We start from the raw sequence: 19,736 nt of genomic DNA, 5'->3' as shown, positions 1-19,736 counted from the left end.
TTTTAATCATTATCCTGAAGAAGTTTACTAAATGTTTCTTGGGGAACTTCAACATTCCCAATTGCTTTCATTTTCTTTTTACCTTCTTTTTGCTGTTCAAGTAATTTCTTCTTTCTACTTACGTCGCCTCCATAACATTTAGCTAAAACGTTTTTTCTCATTGCTTTAATAGTTTCTCGACTAATAATTTTAGACCCAATAGCAGCTTGTATAGGAATTTCAAACAAATGACGAGGAATTAATTCCTTAAGTTTCTCACAAATTTTTTTAGCTTTTGCATATGCAAAATCTGTATGACTAATAAAAGATAAAGCATCAACTTTTTGTCCATTCAAAAGAACATCAACTTTAACTAATTTAGATTCTTTATAACCAATTAATTCATAATCTAAACTTGCATATCCTCTGGAAATTGACTTCAATCTATCAAAAAAGCTATAAATAATTTCAGCTAAAGGCATTTCATAAGTAATTTTTTTACGTACTGAATCAATTTCATTTAGTTCTAAATAAGAACCACGAAAATTTTGACACAATTCCATTATTCCACCTAAATATTCACTAGGAGTGGAAATGGTAACTTTAACATATGGTTCTGAAATGGATTTAATTTTAGTACGATCAGGTAAGTTAGTTGGATTGTCTATTAAAATTATTTCATTGTTTGTCATTAAAACTTGATATTTAACTGAAGGAGCAGTTATTATAAGAGGAATGTTATGTTCTCTAATAATTCTTTCTCTAATTACATCCATATGTAAAAGACCTAAAAAACCACATCTAATTCCAAATCCTAAAGCTTGTGATGTGTCATATTCATATTCAAGTGCAGCATCAGATAATGCAATTTTATTCATTGCTATTTTCAAAATTTCATAGTCATTGGTATCAATTGGATATAAACCAGCATAAACCATTGGAATTACCTTTCGATAACCTGGTAATGGTTCTTTAGTTGGATTATCAAAATGAGTAATTGTGTCACCAACATTCACATCTCTAATTGTTTTAATAGATGCCGCAAATCAACCAACTTCACCAGATACAAGCATTTCCCTTTTGGATAATTCAGGCGTCTTTACACCAACTTCAGTTACCTCATAAACTGAATTATTAGACATCATTAAAATTTTGTCGCCCGCTTTAAGAGTTCCATTTTTAATTCGAACAAAACAAACTGCTCCTTTATAAGAATCATAGTAGGAATCAAAAATTAAAGCTTGTAATGGTGCATTATCATCATCATTTTTAGGTGGAGGAATATCATTAATAATTGCTTTAACAACTTGATCAATATTTAAACCAGTTTTTGCAGAAATTAACGGTGCATTTGAGCAATCAATACCAATTTGTTCTTCAATCTGTTGTTTAACTCGATCAACATCAGCAGATGATAAATCAATTTTATTAATAACAGGAATGATTTCCAAATTATTTTCTAATGCAAGATAAACATTTGATAACGTTTGTGCCTCTACCCCTTGAGAAGCATCAACTACTAAAAGTGCTCCTTCACAAGCTGCAAGACTTCTAGAAACTTCATAAGTAAAATCAATATGTCCAGGAGTATCAATTAAATTAAATAAATATTTTTGCTTATCATCTGGATTTTCATACACTAATTGAACAGCATTTAATTTAATTGTAATTCCCCGTTCTCTTTCAATATCCATTGAATCTAACAATTGATTTTGCATATTATGAGCATCAACTGTGTTTGTAAATTCAAGTAACCTATCAGAAACAGTAGATTTTCCATGATCAATATGAGCAATAATGCTAAAATTTCGAAAATATTTTTTATTTTTTTTTTCCATAAAAATTATCTAAATGAAAGATTCATCATTTTTATTGGTTGATAACAATTTAATAATTTCATCAACTAAACGATCAGAATTTTGTGATAAGCGATGAATTACACCATTTTTAGCTGCACTAATTCTTCCAGATGTTTCACTAACAACAAAAATAACTGAATCTGTTCTTTCACTTAACCCAACTGCAGAACGATGTCTAGCTCCATATGAAACATCCAATAGTTGTCTAGTCATAGGAAAATAGCTAGAAATTGATACAATGTTTTTATCTCGAACAATAATAGCTCCATCATGCAATGCTGAATTCTTATTGTAAAAAACAGAAATAATAAATTCTGGAGAAAAATCTCCTTGAATTTTGTAACCAACATTAATATAAAAATCTAAGGCATCATTCTGCTCAATTGCTATAATGGCTCCTATTTTATCACTAGATAACTTTAATAATGAACTAGACAAATTATCAATAAATTTTTTATCATTACTAGCATCATTATATTTGTGAAAAAGTTTTTTAAATTTAACAACAAAAGCATTTCGTGAATCTTTATTTGAGAAAAAATAAATAATGAATGCTAAAAAAGCAACAATCAATAAAACCAAAATAGTTAATGAAAAAATCTCAGCATTATTCATTGTTTTATTAAACCTTTTTTTATATTTATTTTGCTTTTACTAAAATAACCTTTTTAATTTTAAATTAAAAATAAAAACTAAAAATAAAAAAATTTGTTTAAATTTACTTTTTTTTGTAACTTATGTTTATGGAGGTACAAAAATGACAAAAATTGATCAAAAAAATAAACAAAAAATTTTTGGAGGACTATCATTTTGAAGTTTTGCTATGGGTTCATCATTAATTTTTCAAACAATAAATAATGCAATTACAAATCTTTTAAATATTTTTTTACACAACAATAACTCTAATACAACTTACAATAATTCATGAGCATCAAATTACAATAGATACAATCCATCATCAAGTATAGCTATCAAATATGGATTAACACCAAAACAATCTTCAATTATGATGATATAAAAACAAGAAAATGGAAGTTTTAATCAAAACTTCCATTTTCTTGTTTAATGTTAATTAAATCATCATTATAACTTTGATCAGGAATAGGGACGTGAATAAATGGTGGAGGAACTGCCATTTCTTTATTGGCATCTTCTTCTTCAACAACCATATCACATTGATCTAAATGCTCTTTCTTAATTTCTTTTGTGTTGTAAATCAAAGAATCTATTTTAGAACTCAATGATTCTAATTGTTCAGTCGTGTTTTTTGCAAAATTATAAGGTTTTATAATTTCATTATTTTCTTGAAAACAATCATAATCTTTAGAATTATCAACATTTTTAAGAGATGATGAAAATATCATTTCTTTATTTAAATTCTCATTACTATTGAGATTAACATTACTATCATCATAATTAATTGGAATTATTAATTCATTACTATCATTTGAATCTAAATTCATTTCATTATATTTATAAAATTCATTATTTAAATTTAAACCAAAAGATTCATCTTTTTCAATAAAATCTTTGTTAAAGTTTTTACTATCCACAAAATCACTTAACTTTGAATCCTTATCAAGATAATCTTCATTTGTTTGTGCCACAAAATCTTTTACTGGTTCAATAGAATTATCTAAACTAATAGTAATTCCGGGAACAATTGTAGTTTTTGACCTATTAGATTTAACTTTAAATAGTTGATTTTTAACTTTAAATAATTTTTCATATTTATTATTTTTAGAAGTTGCTTTTGTATTGTTTTTATTAAAATAATTTTTATTATCATCAACAAAATCTATTAAATCAGAAGTATTAACAATTTGAGAAGAAATTCTAGTTATATTAGAATGCAAATCATCTAAAAAGTTATTTTCATTAATATTTAAATCATTTTTAAGACTTTTATTATCTTTGTTAGATTTTTTTTTACTCATAAGCAAAATATTCCTAAAAATATAAATCTAATTTTATTTTAGAATAATTGATTTTATTTGTCACTAAATTATAATATTTAAAAAACTAATAATAAATTTATTTGATTTGAATTTTACGTCAGTTTCGATATTCATAATTAGAAATAATTAATGGCAATTCTTTTGTTTTAAAATAATTAGTTTTTTTCAATTTTTTAATACTTTTCATATATGTCATTAATGGACCTAAAGTATTATCATTCATTCCAATCTGGAAAAAACTATTATTTGAATGATTATAAATTGAAACTTGTTCACTTAAAGAAACATAAAAATCTTGAACCAATTTTAATTTATGAAATGAATCTAATGAACTCAACAACGAACTAACCCATAATTTTAATGAAATATTTTTATCATTAATTGCATCTTTAAAAGCAAAATAATAAATGGGATCACCAAATGTAATGTAAAAAACATTAGATAAAACTTTAGATAAGTTTTTACTAACAATAGGCAAAACTCTAATGATCTTTGTATCTTCAAATATTTTTAAAATTTTATGAATTTCTTTTATTTCTATTTTTAATAACTTAGCTAAATCATTCAAATCAAACAATGATTCTTTTGAAAATGCAACACATCTTAAAATTTCCAATGCTGAATGAACATCAGAACGTATATTTTCAATTGTTCCCAAATTATGCCAAAAAATACTAATAGTTTTTTTAATTAATTGATTCGCAAGACTTTTGTTTTCATATTTTTCAAAATTACTAATTTTTTGATTTAAAAATTTTAAATAACTATCAGTAGACAATCTTAACTTTGAATTAGTTTGTAAAAAATCATTAAATGATTGAGAACGTAAAATGTAACAATCAACATTAAAATTTTTTATTATTTTTTTTAATAAATAACCAACTTCATTTAAAACAAAATAAACAATTAAACTAGTTTTTTTATTAATTTTTCTAAATTCTCTAATTCATCAAACAATATTTTTAAACGTTTCAAATTTATTAATTACTAAAACATGTTTTTTAGAAGAATCAGAAGAATTTATAAAATCAAAAATTTTTGCATTTTCATTAATATCAGTACTTGCATCCGGATCACAAAAGGTTATATTTAAGTTATCATTGTTATTTTTTTTTACTTCAAACCATTTTAAAAGTAGTTCAAAACACAAGTTTAAAGCATCATTAGAACTTGAATGATTATTTATCAAAACAAATGATGTATTCTTTGAAATAGAAAATAATTTATCAACAAGATATTGCTTGTCAAAATTTTTTATTTGGTTTTTTCTATTATTTAAATATTTATTTAATGCATCATTAGATCAAATCATAAAATAATTACTCTTTAATGTTTTTTTTACGATTAGCACTAATTATTGAATTTGCATATTTTCTAATATCTTCACTTGAAAGTCTTCCATGCCTAGAATTGTTCTTGTCAAAACCGACAAATTTAACCTTTCTTGACATAATTTGTGAATCAATATTATTGCCATCATGATTATTGTCAACATTATCATGTATTTGTTGTTGATTTAAATTATTTTTAAAAGAAGAATCAGTATGATAATTACCATTAATAGGATTGTTAAAATCATTAAACAAATTCATATTATTCATAAATTGAGCAAATTGATTTGGATCTTGTTGTTGTAAAAGATCTAAGTTTAAGTTATTTAAATCCAAGCATGGATTCATTGAAGAAGAAATCATATTATTTTGATAACAAATCTTTTCAATTTCTTCATTAAATTTATTAACTATACGTTTTGTGATTTCATCTGTTAAATTGTTAAGGTCTTCTTTACTATTTGCCAAATTGTTAAGAGTATTATTTGGAACATCAATAATAGAAGGACTGTCATCATCTTGAGAATTTTTAATATTTTGAATTAATTCATCATTATTTTGAACATTTGATTCAAAACTTGTTAAATTATTTTCTTCATCTTTAATAAAATCACTATTAAAATTTTCATTTATTAAAATGTCATTGTTTAATTCTTTTTTTTCAGATACATCAAAATATTTGTTACCACATTGTGATGAAACCCTAATGGCATTAATCTTGTCTTTTAAAAGCTTAAGATAATAATCTTTTTGTTCTTCCAAATGCAAATTTTTATTATTTAATTCTTCTAATTTGGTATCAATTTGCTTTTCAATTTCATCATTAATACTCACAAAATGATCTTTTAAAACATTGTTTTTGTTTTTAAAATTTTCTTTCATGATCAATTTATGATCATTTGTAATTTTCTTGTAAATATCTTCCAAGTCATTATCTGATGCTTCACTATCAATAATTTTTTGGGAGTGATCCTCAATTGCATTATTAATTTTCAAAAGCATATTTTGTCGTTCTTTAACTAAAGAATCGTGATAATCATCTCTAATATCATTTAATAATTTTTCATGTTTAGAACATTCATTTTCTAAAAAAATTTGCCATCTACTTTCACGTTCCAAATTATCTTTACGAATATCACTTATTTCTTTTTCAACTACTTTTTTTACATTTTCAATTTCACTAGATAATTTATTATTTAAACTCTCAGTGTCTTTGTCAGAAGAAAGAAGTATTGGAGATACATCTTCATTTCAAAATTCTTTTTCTTTTTTTATTCTTTTTTCATTTTCAATTGCATTAGATTTAATGTTAGATAAATAATTATAAAGACCAGAAACTCTATCATAATAATCACAAATTTTATTAATGCAATTTTGGATATATCTTTTAACAATTATATCTGTTGATAAGATATCAATTGGATCACTACTTGGTATATTGTCAATAACAAATTGAAAAATTTTCTTTAAAATACGTGAATTTGCTTGTGAAATAACTAAAAACAACTTTTTTGAAAGATTTTCTAAATTACTAAATCACGATATTTTAAATTCTTTTTTAAATTCATTAATTTTGCTTAATAAAATATCAAGGTCTTCAATAGAAGAAAAATTAGATTCTTTTAAAAAATCATATTTTATTTGAATTGAATCAAAAGCAATATTAATTTGCATTAAAATTTCATCAAAATTTGTTTTATAGTTTTCTATTAAATTAGAAATTTTTTTTGCAGCATTACTTTCCTTATCATTCAATTTAGATTTTAAAAGTTCCAATTCATTTTTCAGTTTATTAATCTTAAGGTTATAATGATGAATTGTAATGGTTTTGTAATCTCGATTATTGAGATTTTTTTGCAACAAATCAAGAGAAAGATCACGTTCTTTTTTAATAGCACTTATTTCCTTAGCTATTTCTTTTAAGATTTTTTCTTTATCGTGTTGTTGAATATTACATTTGTTTTTACAATTTAATTGCATAGGTCTCTTTTTTTATAGTTTCTAATAAACTTAATTATTATCTAATAAATCTTTAATATTTTTTATTTCATCTGTTAATTTTTGAATTTGCATTTGTTTTTCATTTTGAATATTTTTGGCTTCATTTTTCTTTAACATATCATTTAAATAGCCATCACGAATAATCTGCTCACGTTCTTTTGAATAACGTTCTCTTTCTTTTGCCAAAATATTTTTAGTTTCATCTAAAATAATTTTTGCTTCATGCAAAGCATCATTTTTATCACTATTTGAGTTAGATAAATTATTATTAAGCATTTCTTTGTAATGTAAAACTTGATCTGCCAACATTTTCTTATCATTCTTTAGCAAGTTTAATTGTTCATTAAAGGCCTTGCGCATATCTAGCATCATTTCTTTCATTTGATGCTCTTTTGCTTGCATTTCTTTTACTCTTTCTTGATCTTTTTTTAAATAGTTTCCAATCAATGAATTTTGTTCATTTTTTAATTGACTAACTTCACTAGAAATAGCATCTTTAATATCATTTATTAACAATGTATTTTTTAAATTTTCAATGTTTTCATTTTGAGTATTTCTAAATGCTTCTTGGTTTTGTTGTACGAATTTGTTTTCATTTACCTTTTTTATTTCAGATAAAGCGTCTTCAATTTTTTTAAATTTAACTTGAGTATTATATGCCAAAGAATGAATTAATCGATTTATGCTTTCATCTTCATTCCCGCCATTAGCAAAATTTTTGTCATAACCATGTTGAGTACTAGATTTTTCTTTTAATTGATTATGTTGCAATTCAATTAAATCATGCAATTTTTTTTCTAATTCAACACGTTGTCTATTAGCTTCTTGCATTTCATATTTATGCTCTTGCTTAAGCATTTGAATTTGTTGTCTTTGCACTAAACGTTGCATTTGAATTAAAGGATCTACAAAATTTGCATTCGGAACTACTCCATAATTATTAGAGCAGATTGGTTTTTGGTAATGTTGTTGGTTATGAACTTGACAATTAGGGCAATTATTAAAATCAAAATTAGACATATCATTATCTCCTGTTGTTAAATGTTTATTGCATCTATAAATTTGCTTCTTTTTTTCTTCTTTGTTAGTTGATAATTCAATAATTTTTTCTTTTTCAATTTCAAATTTCTTAAGTTTATCATTTAACTCCTTTTCGCTCGTAATTAAATCTTGATGAATTTTTTTCAAATTAAGTTCACGTTTTAATAAAGATTTATAAAAATTGTTTAAGTATTGAATTTTATCTTTTTGTTCTTTTTCTAAATTTTTCTGTTTATCATTAAATTCATCCCTCATTTTATTAAATTTTTCAATTTCATCATTATGCTTTTTAATGGAAAAATCAATTTCTTGTTGTTTTAATTTTTGTTCATGATTTAATTTACATACTTTGTTATAAAATGATCTTAACTTAGCTTTTTTACCATGCAATTCTTCATTAAATTTCTTCAAGTTTTCAATTGTAGCATTTTTGTGTTTTTCTAATTTTTTTTGTTCATTTAAAATTGCATCCTTAAGTGCCAAACATTCATCATATTGATTTTTTAATCTCAATTTATCATTGAATATAGAATTCTTTTTGTTATTTAATTTTGATGATTCTTCTTTAAATTGTTTAATTCTGCGATTTAATTCTAATTCTTTTTGCTCATTTTTTTCTTGTTTTTGATTTATCTTTTCTAGTTCTTCATTACGTTTGATATCAAATTCTTTACGTTGAACATTTAAATCATTTAAAGCTTTTTCTAACTCTTTTGAGCGATTATCTTGTTGTAAACTAACTTGTTGTAAACGCAACCTTTCGTTTTCAATCATTTGTTCTTTTTCACTCACTTTATGTTCCAAAGATTTTAAATAATTTAATATGCGACTGCGATTTTCTTCTAATTCATTGGAACGACGATCTAAATTTGCTGAACTAGCTTTCAATGCATTAAGTTCACTTTCGTATCTTTCTTTAGTTATTAATGTTTGGTGCTTTAAATGTTTTAATTTTTGAAAATCATCATCAATTTTTTTTGATTGAGAATCTAACTCTTTTTGCCTATTATCAAGATTAACTTGTTCATGGCGTAGACGATTAATCTCATTACTTACATCAGCATCAAATTGAGATTTTTTTAACTCTAATTTATGTAAAATTTTATTAATTTCATTATTTTGTTTGTTTTGCTCTTCCTCTTTTAGTTTATTAAAAGCTTTAAAATCATTTATTTTTTCATTTTGTTCAAACAAATAATTTTTCATTTTGTTTATTTCATCAAATATATGATGTCGCTCATTCATTAACTGATCTTCCTTTTTAATTAATTCTTTTTCTTTTTCTGCTAATTTGTTACTCATTTTTCTTAGGTTGGAATGTTCAGTTTCCAATTCTTTTGATCGATTATCATGTTGTAAACGTACTTTTTCATTTTGAATCATTTGCTCTTTTTCACTTGCCTTTTGTTCTAAAAATCTTAAATAATACAACAATTGATTATGATTTTCCTCTAACTTATTAAAACGATATTCAAGATCTTTTGAGTTAGTTTTTAATGCATTAAATTCACTCTCATATTTTTCTTTAGTTATTAAATCTTGATATTTCATTTGATTTAATCTTTCAAAATCATGATTGATTCTTTTTAATAAGTAATTCAATTCTGTTTGTTGATTATCTAAATCATATTTTTCATGTCGTAAACGATTAAATTCACTATTTATATTAGCATCTAAATAATTTCTTTTTGATTCCAGTCTATGAAAAATTTCATTAATTTCATCATTTTTCCTATTTCAGTTACTAATTTGTTGAAATTTATCAAAATTTTTAAAATTATCTATCCTTTCGCTATGTTTAAATAAATAATTTTTCATTTCTTTTATCTCATTAATCAAATGATTACGATCTTCATTCAATTGTTCTTCTTTATTTATTAATTCATCTTGTTTTCTAAGCAATTGATCATTTATTTTTTTTAAATTAGATCGTTCTATACTTAATTGTTTTTTAGCATCATAATCTATGCCTTTTTCTAGTTGTTCATTTTCATCAATAAAAAAATCTGCATTATTGTTATTATAGTTTATTAAATTAATTTGAAAATTTCTTAAATCTGACAAGATTTTGGCTTGCTTTCTACTAATATCCAACTTAAAATCATTAATTTTTTTACACTTGTTTTCTAATGAAGCAAAACTTTGTGTTGAATGATCATTGCTAATATTGTTTAAACCATTATTTTGAAAATTTGATATATCATCTTTTAATTTATTAATTCTTAAATTTACTTCTCTTTGAAAAGATAATAAATCAAGATATTCATGATGAATATTTTGGATTGTTTGCTTTTGGTCAGCAGTAAAATTCTTACTACTTTTTTTTAATTTATTAAAAATGCTTTTAATTTCATCATCACATAATTTTTGTTTTATTTCTAGTTCATAATTGTTATTATTAATATCTAATTTATGGTCTTCAAAATCATCATAAGCTAGTTGATCAATTATGCGATTAATACTATTCATTAGTAAAGTTCGCTTTAACTCTAATTTTTGATCATTTAAATCTATCTTTTTTTGTCATTTTTTAAAATGATTTATCTTTTTATTTAATTCATTTTCAGAATAATTTGGATTATTAAAGTTTTTATCTAAATTAAACTTATAAATATCATTTTGAAGGTTCTGACGAATACGTTCATTTTCTTCATTATATTTCTTTAATTCCAAATATTCATTTTTTATATCATTTATTTCTTTTTGTTTAATTTTTTCAAAATTACTAATGTTACTCAAAAGTGAACTTATCATATTTTTAATTTCATTCATTTCTGAGTCGCATTTATTCTTATTTTTATAATTTAATGAATCTTGTTCCTTAATTTCATTATCAATAAACTTTTTTTCTTGACTAATTAAATTATTTTCATAATTTTTTAATTTTTGTGTTAAAAAATTACGTTCATTTAATAACTTTTGTTTTTCTTCTATTAAATTTTTTTGTTCTTGCTGAATTTCTTTGAGCAATTTGTTTTTTTCTTCATCAACAAACAAATTAGAATCATCTTGCAATGAATTAAACTTATCAAACAAAACATTTGCTTGAGAATTTATTTGGTTGTGTTTGTTATTAATTTTTTCATAAATCTGACTCATATCATTAAAGAAATTTTCTTTTTTTTCTTGCATTTGATTCACTAAAGCGTTCACTTCATTAATCAAAGCAAAATTTTCTTTATTTTTTTTCAAAAATGAAGGATGATTTTTAGTTTTTAAATCATTAATTTGACTCTTAAAATTACTTAAAACTAATTTATAATCATTCAATTTTGAATTAAAGTTATGTCAATATGTATCAAAGTTATTTTGATAAGAATTTAATAAATCTAAATCATTAGATAAATCTTTTGAAAAAATATTACTTAAATCAACTTCAGATTTATTTAAAGATTTTTTTAATTCTTGGTTGACTGAATTTCTTTTAAATACAAAATCATTCATAGCAAGAAATAAATTTAAGAATTTTTTATTACTTTTATCATCAATAATTAATTCATTTTCTAAATTACTTTTTTTGAGATTATTTATTTTATTTATCTCATTTTCAAAATCATTAATATCCTTTTCAATTGAACTTATTAAATTATTGATTGAATCAATTTGATTTAAGAATAAATCATTTTTGGAATCGACATCAGATATTTGTTTTTTAATTAAATTTAATTCAGATTTAATTTTTTTTATTTCTAAAGAGGATAAATCATTTTGAATTTTAGAGTAAAAAGAATTTAACTTTTCTTTTGATGAATTAATATTTAGATTAATTTTTTTAGAAATAGTTTTAAAAAAGCTAAATTTATTTTCTATTTTTTTAATTCTTAAATTAATTTGATTATCAAAATCTAACAACAAATTTTTAAAATTTTTATCCAATGAAATCAAAAATTCATTTAAATCAGATTGTTGAGAATTAATAGCCATTTTTGACTTTAAAGAAGTAAGAATCAAAGAAATATCATTTTGGATGTTTAGCAAACTATTTAAAGAAATATGGTTAAGTTCATTTAAATTTTTAAGTTCATTATCAATTCTGACTTTAAGATTTTGTAAATTTAACACAACATCATTAATATCATTACCAATATCATGATTTTTTTTTGAATTATTTAACCTATAGTCTAGTAATAACTTGTCAATTTCTTTTCTTTTTGAATTTAAAAAGTGTTTAACATCAGTCAAAACATTATTTTTTTCATCAAAAAATTTATCAAAATTTAATGGATTTTTTTCAGTTCCAAAAGCAAAATTTTGAAACCAATCATTTTTGTTAGAATTATCAATAAGTTTTTGAACATCAGACATTTTAGTTTGTAACTGATTAATTAAATCATCAATTTTAGCAATAAATTCTTGTTTTAAAATATCTAAAGCATTAAGTTGTAATTCTAAACATTCTTTTTCATTCTTAACATGTGTCAATTCACCATTATTTTTAAAGTAACTAGCATATAATGGGTCAATTCTATCAATAGCATAAGATAAATTTTCATCAATAGATTGTAAAATGTTGTCAATTTCTATTGATCTTGCATTAACATATTCAAAAATTGGATTAAATAATTCTAAGTATTCTGAATTTACATCATTGTTAACAAGTTTTTCGCGCGCTTCAGAAATTTCATTACCACATTGAACCAAAGAATCATAATAAAAAATAAGCTTTTGAATATGATTATGAACTAGTGAATTAACATTTTCATGTTGTTCATTTAATGAATATAAATCTTCAAACAATTCTTTTTTAAGATCATCTGCCTTATATTTTAATAAGTTTTTTTTGTTTACTAAATTTTCACATTCAATATTTAATTTCTGAATATCATTTACATCAATATTATTAGTAGAAAAAGCATTATTTTGCTGCATCATTAATTGATCAAGCTTAAATTGTTTATTTACCAATTCAATGTCAATTGCAGCAATTTCATCATTAATATTTTTTAATGTATTTGTAATCTTATTTTTGTTTTCTTCAATAATTTCATTCTTAATTATGTTAGATGAAAGTTCTTTTAAATCACTTATAAACTTATCATGAGAATCTTTTGCATCAATAAAAATTTGATTAACTTTATCTTCTCATTTGCTTAACTCATTAAAAAGTCCAAACCTACAATTAGTTAACTGTTTATATTCAAAATCAATTCGATTTAATTCATCTGTCAAACTACTATATAAATTTTCATCCCTACATTCTGACATTATTTTCTTAATGTATGATGAACGTTCATCAAGTATAGTAGAAATCTTTTTTAAAATTGCATCAAAATTTTGATATTTATTTTTAATTTTTGATGCTATAGATTTACCAGTTTTAAGTAAATAGTTGTGCTCACTTTGTAAAATATTAGGACTTAAATATCTAAAATTATCATTTACATTACTAATTAAGTTTTCATTATTTGCATATTCTATATTGTAGTGATTAGGATATTCATCACCAAAAACACCATTATTAAATTGATTAGAGAAATTTTCATTAACTAAATGATCATTAAATTCTGATGATGCAGAAGAGTCGGCAAAAACATCAAATAGATGTGTACCATCATGTCCTGAACTTAAAACTCCATCATTGCCAATAATATTTCCAATTTTTTCTGCAATTTTATTTTGGAAATCATCAACTGTAGATGAGGAATAAACTTTATCTCTTGCTTTTGGACTATAACTAAACTTATCCATTTATTTCTACACTTTCTAGAAAGGGTACTGACATTTTTAAAAATCTATTTCTAAACTAAAATTTGAAAAAGTAAAAATTTTTGGACATTTAGATTAAAAACAAATACTACTAACTTTTTAAAACATAACCAGTATAGAACAAAAATAGCATTTATATTTTAATATAAAACTTTAAAAGTTTACATATAAATATGTAAATGTATTAACCAATGTCTTAATGTTAAAAATAATAAATAAAAAATTCTAAAAATTTTTTGGTACATTTTTAAAAAATATTTAAACATTGTAAACATTAATTGTATTCACAAATAAATATGGAATTTTTAAGTAAAAAAGATCAAAAAAAATACAAAGGTATTCTGTCTAATTCAATTAGTAGAAAAGGTAAATTTTTATCAAGAAAACTAACAATAAATTATGTTACAACAACAATAAAAGTAAATCGGATCAGATATGAAAATGATTTACTTGAATATTGTGGACTAAAAAATGAATACAATTATGACAATATTTACATCATGCTAGCAAAAAAATTTACTAACACAATGCATTTTAGATTACCATATGCCATAATCTATTGCTCTGTAAATTGAAAAATTAATAAAATTGAAATTGTAAGGCCAAATGCAAAAATTAATTTTAATAATGCATTTGAATATGTTTTTATAATGGCACCAAATTTAATAAAATATTTCAACTTAAATTTAAATGATACCTTAAGAACATCTATTTGATAACTTCAAAACATCTTTTGCACAAATCACTAGTTGCAAAATACTCGCTTTTATAGTGAGTTCAACAACGTTCACATCTCAATAAATTTGTTTTTTCTAAGATGATTTTATCAATGTCATTCTTAACATGAACTTCTGCAACATTTAATCATTGTTTTAAAAATGGAAACCATAAAACATTTTCATTTATCATTTTTTTTGGCAAGATCACAGATACTTCATTACTCTTATTAATAACTTTGTCACGTCTTAAATTTTCAATTTCAACATAAACTAAATCTTTAATTTTCATGAAATCATCATAAATTTTATTTAAATCTAAATTATCAGAATCTAAATTGTTAAATTTTGGTAATTCTGTCAAAAAAATACTTGATTTTTTGTTAGGCAAATTATAGTGAAAATAAGCTTCTTCACATGTATGAGGTAAAATTATTGATAAGCGCATTAAATAATGATTAAAAATATAATTTAATATAGACTGAATTGCTTTTCTATTTTCACTATTTAAAGCATCACAATATAAACTATCTTTGATTAAATCAAAATATCAACTAGATAAATCAATTATTTGCTTATTAATAATACGTAATGCATGTTGGAACTTATATAGTTTAAATAAGCTATCGATTTGTTTTAAATTTTCATTCACTTTAAATAAAATAATTTTATCTGCTAATGAATAATTGTACATGTGAAAAGGTTTAAAATCAAAATCAGTACCAATGTTTGATAATGGATACCTGAAAAGAGTATTACGAATTTTGCGATATTGTTCAGCAACTTGTAATAAAATTTTATCTCCAATTCTATTATCATCATTATAATCAATAAAGCAAACTCATAATCGTAAAATATCTGCACCATATTGGTTGCAAATTTTTATTGGATCAATTACATTACCAATGGATTTTGACATTTTTCTTCCATTTTCATCAAGTGTAATACCATGCGAAAATAACTCTTTATATGGAGATATATTATTTTGAATTGTTGAGCAAATTATTGAAGAATTAAATCATCCACGATATTGGTCTATTCCTTCTAAATATAAATCAGCTTGTTGACCTAATTCGTATTTATTTAAAACATTAAAAGAAACACCTGAATCAATTCAAACATCCATGATATCTGTCTCTTTATAATAACTTTCACCATCATTTATGTATTTTGTGGTTAAAAAAAATTCCACAGGATTATTAAATCAAGAATTAACACCATGTTTTTGAATTTTTTTAATAATATTCTCAATTAACTCTAAATCCATAATAGGTTCTTTTTTAGAATTAAAAATTATTGGTATTGGGACACCTCAAACTCTTTGGCGCGAAATACATCAATCTGTTCTTTTTGTAACCATATTTAATAATCTTTGATGATCTTGTTCATCTTGAAAATTCACACTATTGACAGATTTTGTTAATTCAGAAGATATTTTTTGTATATTAATAAATCATTGTTTTGTAGCTCTATAAATGACTGGTTTTTTAGTTCTTCAATCATGAGCTTCACTATGAACAAATTCAGCACATAAATGTAAATTATTGGTAGATTTTAAAAAATCACAAATTAATTTATTTGCATCTAAATAAAAAATATTTCTTAATCTTTCATCATGAAAATTAGCATCTATTTTTCCAAAATCATTTATGTGAACGATTAATTCATTAATGTTATTTTTTTTACAAGCAATATAATCATCAATTCCAAATCCTGGAGCACAATGAACCAAACCAGATCCATCATCATTTTTTACATGATCACTTAATATGACAGTATTGATTTGATCTTTGTACAAAGGATGAATATACTTTGTATTTAGCAAATCAAAACCTGTAAAGTAATTTAAAATTTCATAATTTGTTCAATTTAAATTTTTGGCAATATTATTTAAACATGATTCAGCTAAAATGAAATTTAAATTATCAATTTTCACTAAAACATACTTTAATTTTTCATTTGCACAAATTGCTTGATTTGCTGGAATAGTTCATGGTGTTGTAGTTCAAACCAAAAGTTTAGTAAATGGTTTAATTTTTGGATTTGAAGATTCTACAACATCAAAACTAACATAAATACTCAATGCCTTTACATCAGCATATTCAACTTCAGCATCAGCTAAAGCACTTTGAGATGATCAAGATCAATAAATTGGTTTAAAATCTTGATAAATTAAATCTTTCTTTACCATCACTAAAAAAGTATTTAATTGATCAATTTCATATTCAGGATCATATGTCTGATAACATTTATCAAAATTTGTGAGTAAACCAAATCTTAAAAATTGATTTTTTTGGTTTTCAACTTGTTCTTTAGCATAATTTAAACATAACTTTCTTTTTTCTTCAATTGAAAGTTCATTATAATTTTTAGTTTTTTGACTTACTGCATATTCAATTGGTAAACCATGAGTGTCTCAACCAGGAATGTAAAGACTTTTATAACCATATAAAAACCAAGAACGGACAATAAAATCTTTTAAAATTTTGTTTAATGCGTGACCAACATGCAAATTACCATTTGCATAAGGTGGACCATCATGCAAAGTTTTTCACTCTCTATTTTTAAAAACATCTAAAACTTGATTGTAAAGTTTTATTTCTAATCATCTATTTTGAATTAGTTTCTCTTTTTGACTTAAATTTGCCTTCATTTCAAATGAAGTTTTAGGTACATTTAATGTATTTTTGTAATCCATAATTTCTTATTTATTGCCTAAGTTAATTAATAATCTCAGGGTTATACCATTCTACTATTTTATCAACAACTGATTGAGTTACATAATCAGGAGTCGATGCACCTGATGTAATACCAACACATTTTTTATTGATAAATCAATTATTACATAATTGTTTATCATTAGATACTAAATATGCATCAACATGATTTTTTTTTGCAATTTCTACTAACTTTAGTGAGTTATTTGATCTTTGATCACCAACAACAATTACTAAATCAAGAAATTGAATTAAATTTATTAATGCGTCTTGCCTTTCGGTAGTTGCATTACAAATATCATTTTTAAATTCAATATTTCTATATAGATGCCTTAAAGCTTTAATTACATCATAAAATTCATAAATTGAAATGGTTGTTTGATTTGTAACAAAAATTTTTTCATCTTTAATTCTTAGTTTTTTAATGTCTTCTTTTCTTTCAATAAGAATAATGTCATCACTTATTGCTAAAGAAGAAATTGTTTCAGGGTGATTGTTAACTCCTATGTACAAAACTTTATATCCATTATTAAGTTTTTCTCTAATTAAATCATGTGTTTGCGTAACATAAACACATGTTAAATCAATGACTCTTAATTTTCGATCTTTAGCTAAATCAATAATTTTTTTATCTGTTCCATGTGCTGAAAAAAGTACAATTGGTTCATCAACTGGATCAATTTCCATAATTAATGACTTACGATCTTTTTTGCGATCATCAAGAACAATAATTCCAAGTGATTCAATTTCTTTTACAAGATTTTCATTATGAACTAATCAACCAATCATATAAATTTTTTTATTTTGGTTGTTAATTGCTACATTCTTAGCTATTGTAAAAGCATTAATTACACCAGAACAAAAACCACGAGGAGATATTTTAAATAATTTCATTAGACTTTAGTAAGTTGTATTTCTAGTTTTTATAATTATATAATGACTAAAATGTAGAAAAAATAAAAATTTATAAAATGGATTGTGAATCATTAATTAATATTGTTCTTTATCAACCAGAAATTCCTTATAACACAGGAAATATCATTAGATCTTGTGCAACATTTAAGTCATCATTACATTTAATCCGTCCTTATGGATTCTTTATTAATGATAAAAGATTAATGCGCGCTAGCATTGATTATTTAAAACAAATTCATTTAATAGAACATGATTGTATGAATGATTTTTTAAATTTAATAAATTCAGATGATTTAATTTTTTTTGTTACCAAGAAAGGAAAATTACTTCCAAATCAAATTGACTTTTCATTTTTACAAAATAAAAAAATATACTTAATTTTTGGTTGCGAAACTAGTGGATTGCCACAAGAAATTATAGAAAAATTTAATAATTTAACTCTTAGAATACCAATTGCAAAAGAATCAAGATGTTTAAATTTAAGCAATACAGTGGCTTGTTTGCTATATGAAGTTTATAGACAAAATAACTTTAAAAATTTGGAACTAATATATGAGACTTAGACATGATCCAAATGCAATAAACAATTGTTTATCATCAAAATATTTTAAAAAAATAGACTCTTTTAAAGCAAATGATATTTCCCTAATTTTTAAAAATAAAAATAAAAAGTATTATTTAGAAATAGGTAGTGGAAAGGGAGTTTTTTTGTTAGAAAATGCCAAAAATAATTTAGATGTTAATTACATAGGTTTAGAAAAATTTTCAACTGTAATTTCCAAAGCAATTAAAAAATACGAACAACAAAAACAAGAATTAAATAACATTTATTTGACTTGTGGTGATGCAAATAATTTAGAAAACTATTTTCCTAAGCATTTTTTTCAAAAATTATTTTTAAATTTTAGTGATCCTTGACCAAAAAAACGACATAGTAAAAGAAGATTAGTAGATATGCTTTTTTTAAAAAAATATAAACAAATTCTTATTCCAAATGGGATTATTGAATTTAAAACTGACAATAGTAACTTATTTCAATATTGCCTTGAACAAATTGAAATGATTAAAGATATTAAAATTGTTGATAAAACATGAGATTTATATAGTTTAGAACCAAATAGTTTTTTAAGAAAAAATAATATTCAAACAGAGTATGAAAAAAAATTTTTAAATGCTGGTGGTAAAATTAAAAAAATTATTTTTACCTTTTTTGAAGTTTATTAATTATTAAAATAACTTTTAATTTTTAATCAAATTAGAATATACTTTTATTTTTACTAAATAATTTAAAATAACCTATTAGTTAATTATCGAATAAATTTTTTTCACATTTTTTACAAAATCTAATTGGATATTTAAAAAAGTTTTTAGAATATAAATAATGTCAGATTAAAGTTTTAAAATTAATATAAAAGTTGCTTTGATTTTGATATTTAATTAGGAGTTTTTATTATTTGTACTATATTAAAATCTTAATTTAAGTACTTTAAAAGTAGTCCATAAAAATCATGAT

The 19,736-nt window shown here is 22.8% G+C and carries 12 protein-coding genes; 4 read left to right on the top strand and 8 right to left on the bottom strand.

What is annotated here, in order from left to right:
* Positions 1-2 precede the first annotated feature (2 nt).
* Together lepA and cdaM are read right to left on the bottom strand one after the other, a co-directional pair.
* Positions 3-1,817 (bottom strand): translation elongation factor 4, encoded by a 1,815-nt coding sequence (lepA, locus tag T383_RS0100430; RefSeq protein ID WP_033159707.1) that lies wholly within the window; start codon positions 1,815-1,817, stop codon positions 3-5.
* 9 nt (positions 1,818-1,826) lie between these two features.
* Positions 1,827-2,453: a diadenylate cyclase CdaM gene (cdaM, locus tag T383_RS0100425; protein ID WP_033159706.1), complete on the bottom strand. Its 627-nt coding sequence runs from the start codon at positions 2,451-2,453 to the stop codon at positions 1,827-1,829.
* Positions 2,454-2,595: 142 nt separating this feature from the next.
* On the opposite strand from cdaM, the gene T383_RS0100420 reads away from it, so the two are divergent.
* Positions 2,596-2,856: a hypothetical protein gene (locus T383_RS0100420; RefSeq protein WP_033159705.1), complete on the top strand. Its 261-nt coding sequence runs from the start codon at positions 2,596-2,598 to the stop codon at positions 2,854-2,856.
* 19 nt (positions 2,857-2,875) lie between these two features.
* Here T383_RS0100420 and T383_RS0100415 read toward each other — a convergent pair whose 3' ends face one another.
* The 4 genes from T383_RS0100415 to T383_RS0100400 form a co-directional block, all read right to left on the bottom strand.
* Positions 2,876-3,775 carry a hypothetical protein gene (locus T383_RS0100415; RefSeq protein WP_033159704.1) on the bottom strand — a complete coding sequence of 300 codons (900 nt, stop codon included), beginning with the start codon at positions 3,773-3,775 and terminating at the stop codon, positions 2,876-2,878.
* A gap of 97 nt (positions 3,776-3,872) precedes the next feature.
* Complete coding sequence (locus T383_RS0100410; protein WP_033159703.1) at positions 3,873-5,108, bottom strand: hypothetical protein; 1,236 nt, start codon at positions 5,106-5,108, stop codon at positions 3,873-3,875.
* A gap of 7 nt (positions 5,109-5,115) precedes the next feature.
* Positions 5,116-7,107 (bottom strand): hypothetical protein, encoded by a 1,992-nt coding sequence (locus T383_RS0100405; RefSeq protein WP_033159702.1) that lies wholly within the window; start codon positions 7,105-7,107, stop codon positions 5,116-5,118.
* Positions 7,108-7,137: 30 nt separating this feature from the next.
* The gene (locus tag T383_RS0100400; protein WP_033159701.1) at positions 7,138-13,857 is read right to left on the bottom strand and encodes a hypothetical protein; all 6,720 of its coding nucleotides are present in this window, start codon (positions 13,855-13,857) and stop codon (positions 7,138-7,140) included.
* Positions 13,858-14,171: 314 nt separating this feature from the next.
* Here T383_RS0100400 and T383_RS0100395 point away from each other — a divergent pair, with 314 nt between their 5' ends.
* Complete coding sequence (locus tag T383_RS0100395) at positions 14,172-14,594, top strand: hypothetical protein (RefSeq protein ID WP_033159700.1); 423 nt, start codon at positions 14,172-14,174, stop codon at positions 14,592-14,594.
* On the opposite strand, the gene ileS is transcribed toward T383_RS0100395, so the two are convergent.
* Together ileS and ispH are read right to left on the bottom strand one after the other, a co-directional pair.
* Complete coding sequence (ileS, locus tag T383_RS0100390; protein ID WP_033159699.1) at positions 14,584-17,289, bottom strand: isoleucine--tRNA ligase; 2,706 nt, start codon at positions 17,287-17,289, stop codon at positions 14,584-14,586. The genes T383_RS0100395 and ileS overlap by 11 nt on opposite strands.
* A gap of 22 nt (positions 17,290-17,311) precedes the next feature.
* Positions 17,312-18,202 (bottom strand): 4-hydroxy-3-methylbut-2-enyl diphosphate reductase, encoded by an 891-nt coding sequence (gene ispH, locus T383_RS0100385; protein WP_033159698.1) that lies wholly within the window; start codon positions 18,200-18,202, stop codon positions 17,312-17,314.
* A 77-nt stretch (positions 18,203-18,279) separates the two neighbouring features.
* Between ispH and trmL the strand changes: the two genes are divergently transcribed.
* A complete protein-coding gene (gene trmL / locus T383_RS0100380) occupies positions 18,280-18,786 on the top strand; it encodes a tRNA (uridine(34)/cytosine(34)/5-carboxymethylaminomethyluridine(34)-2'-O)-methyltransferase TrmL (protein WP_084268998.1) in 507 nt (168 codons plus the stop codon).
* Positions 18,776-19,447, top strand: a complete 672-nt coding sequence (gene trmB / locus T383_RS0100375) for a tRNA (guanosine(46)-N7)-methyltransferase TrmB (RefSeq protein WP_033159696.1) — start codon at positions 18,776-18,778, stop codon at positions 19,445-19,447. Before trmL ends, trmB begins: the two co-directional genes overlap by 11 nt.
* Positions 19,448-19,736 lie beyond the last annotated feature (289 nt).

This window comes from Mycoplasmoides alvi ATCC 29626, from assembly GCF_000701785.1.
Classification (GTDB): domain Bacteria; phylum Bacillota_I; class Bacilli_A; order Mycoplasmatales; family Mycoplasmoidaceae; genus Mycoplasmoides; species Mycoplasmoides alvi.
Note: the sequence above shows the minus strand (reverse complement) of the source record. Positions and strands in the feature narration are given on the sequence as shown.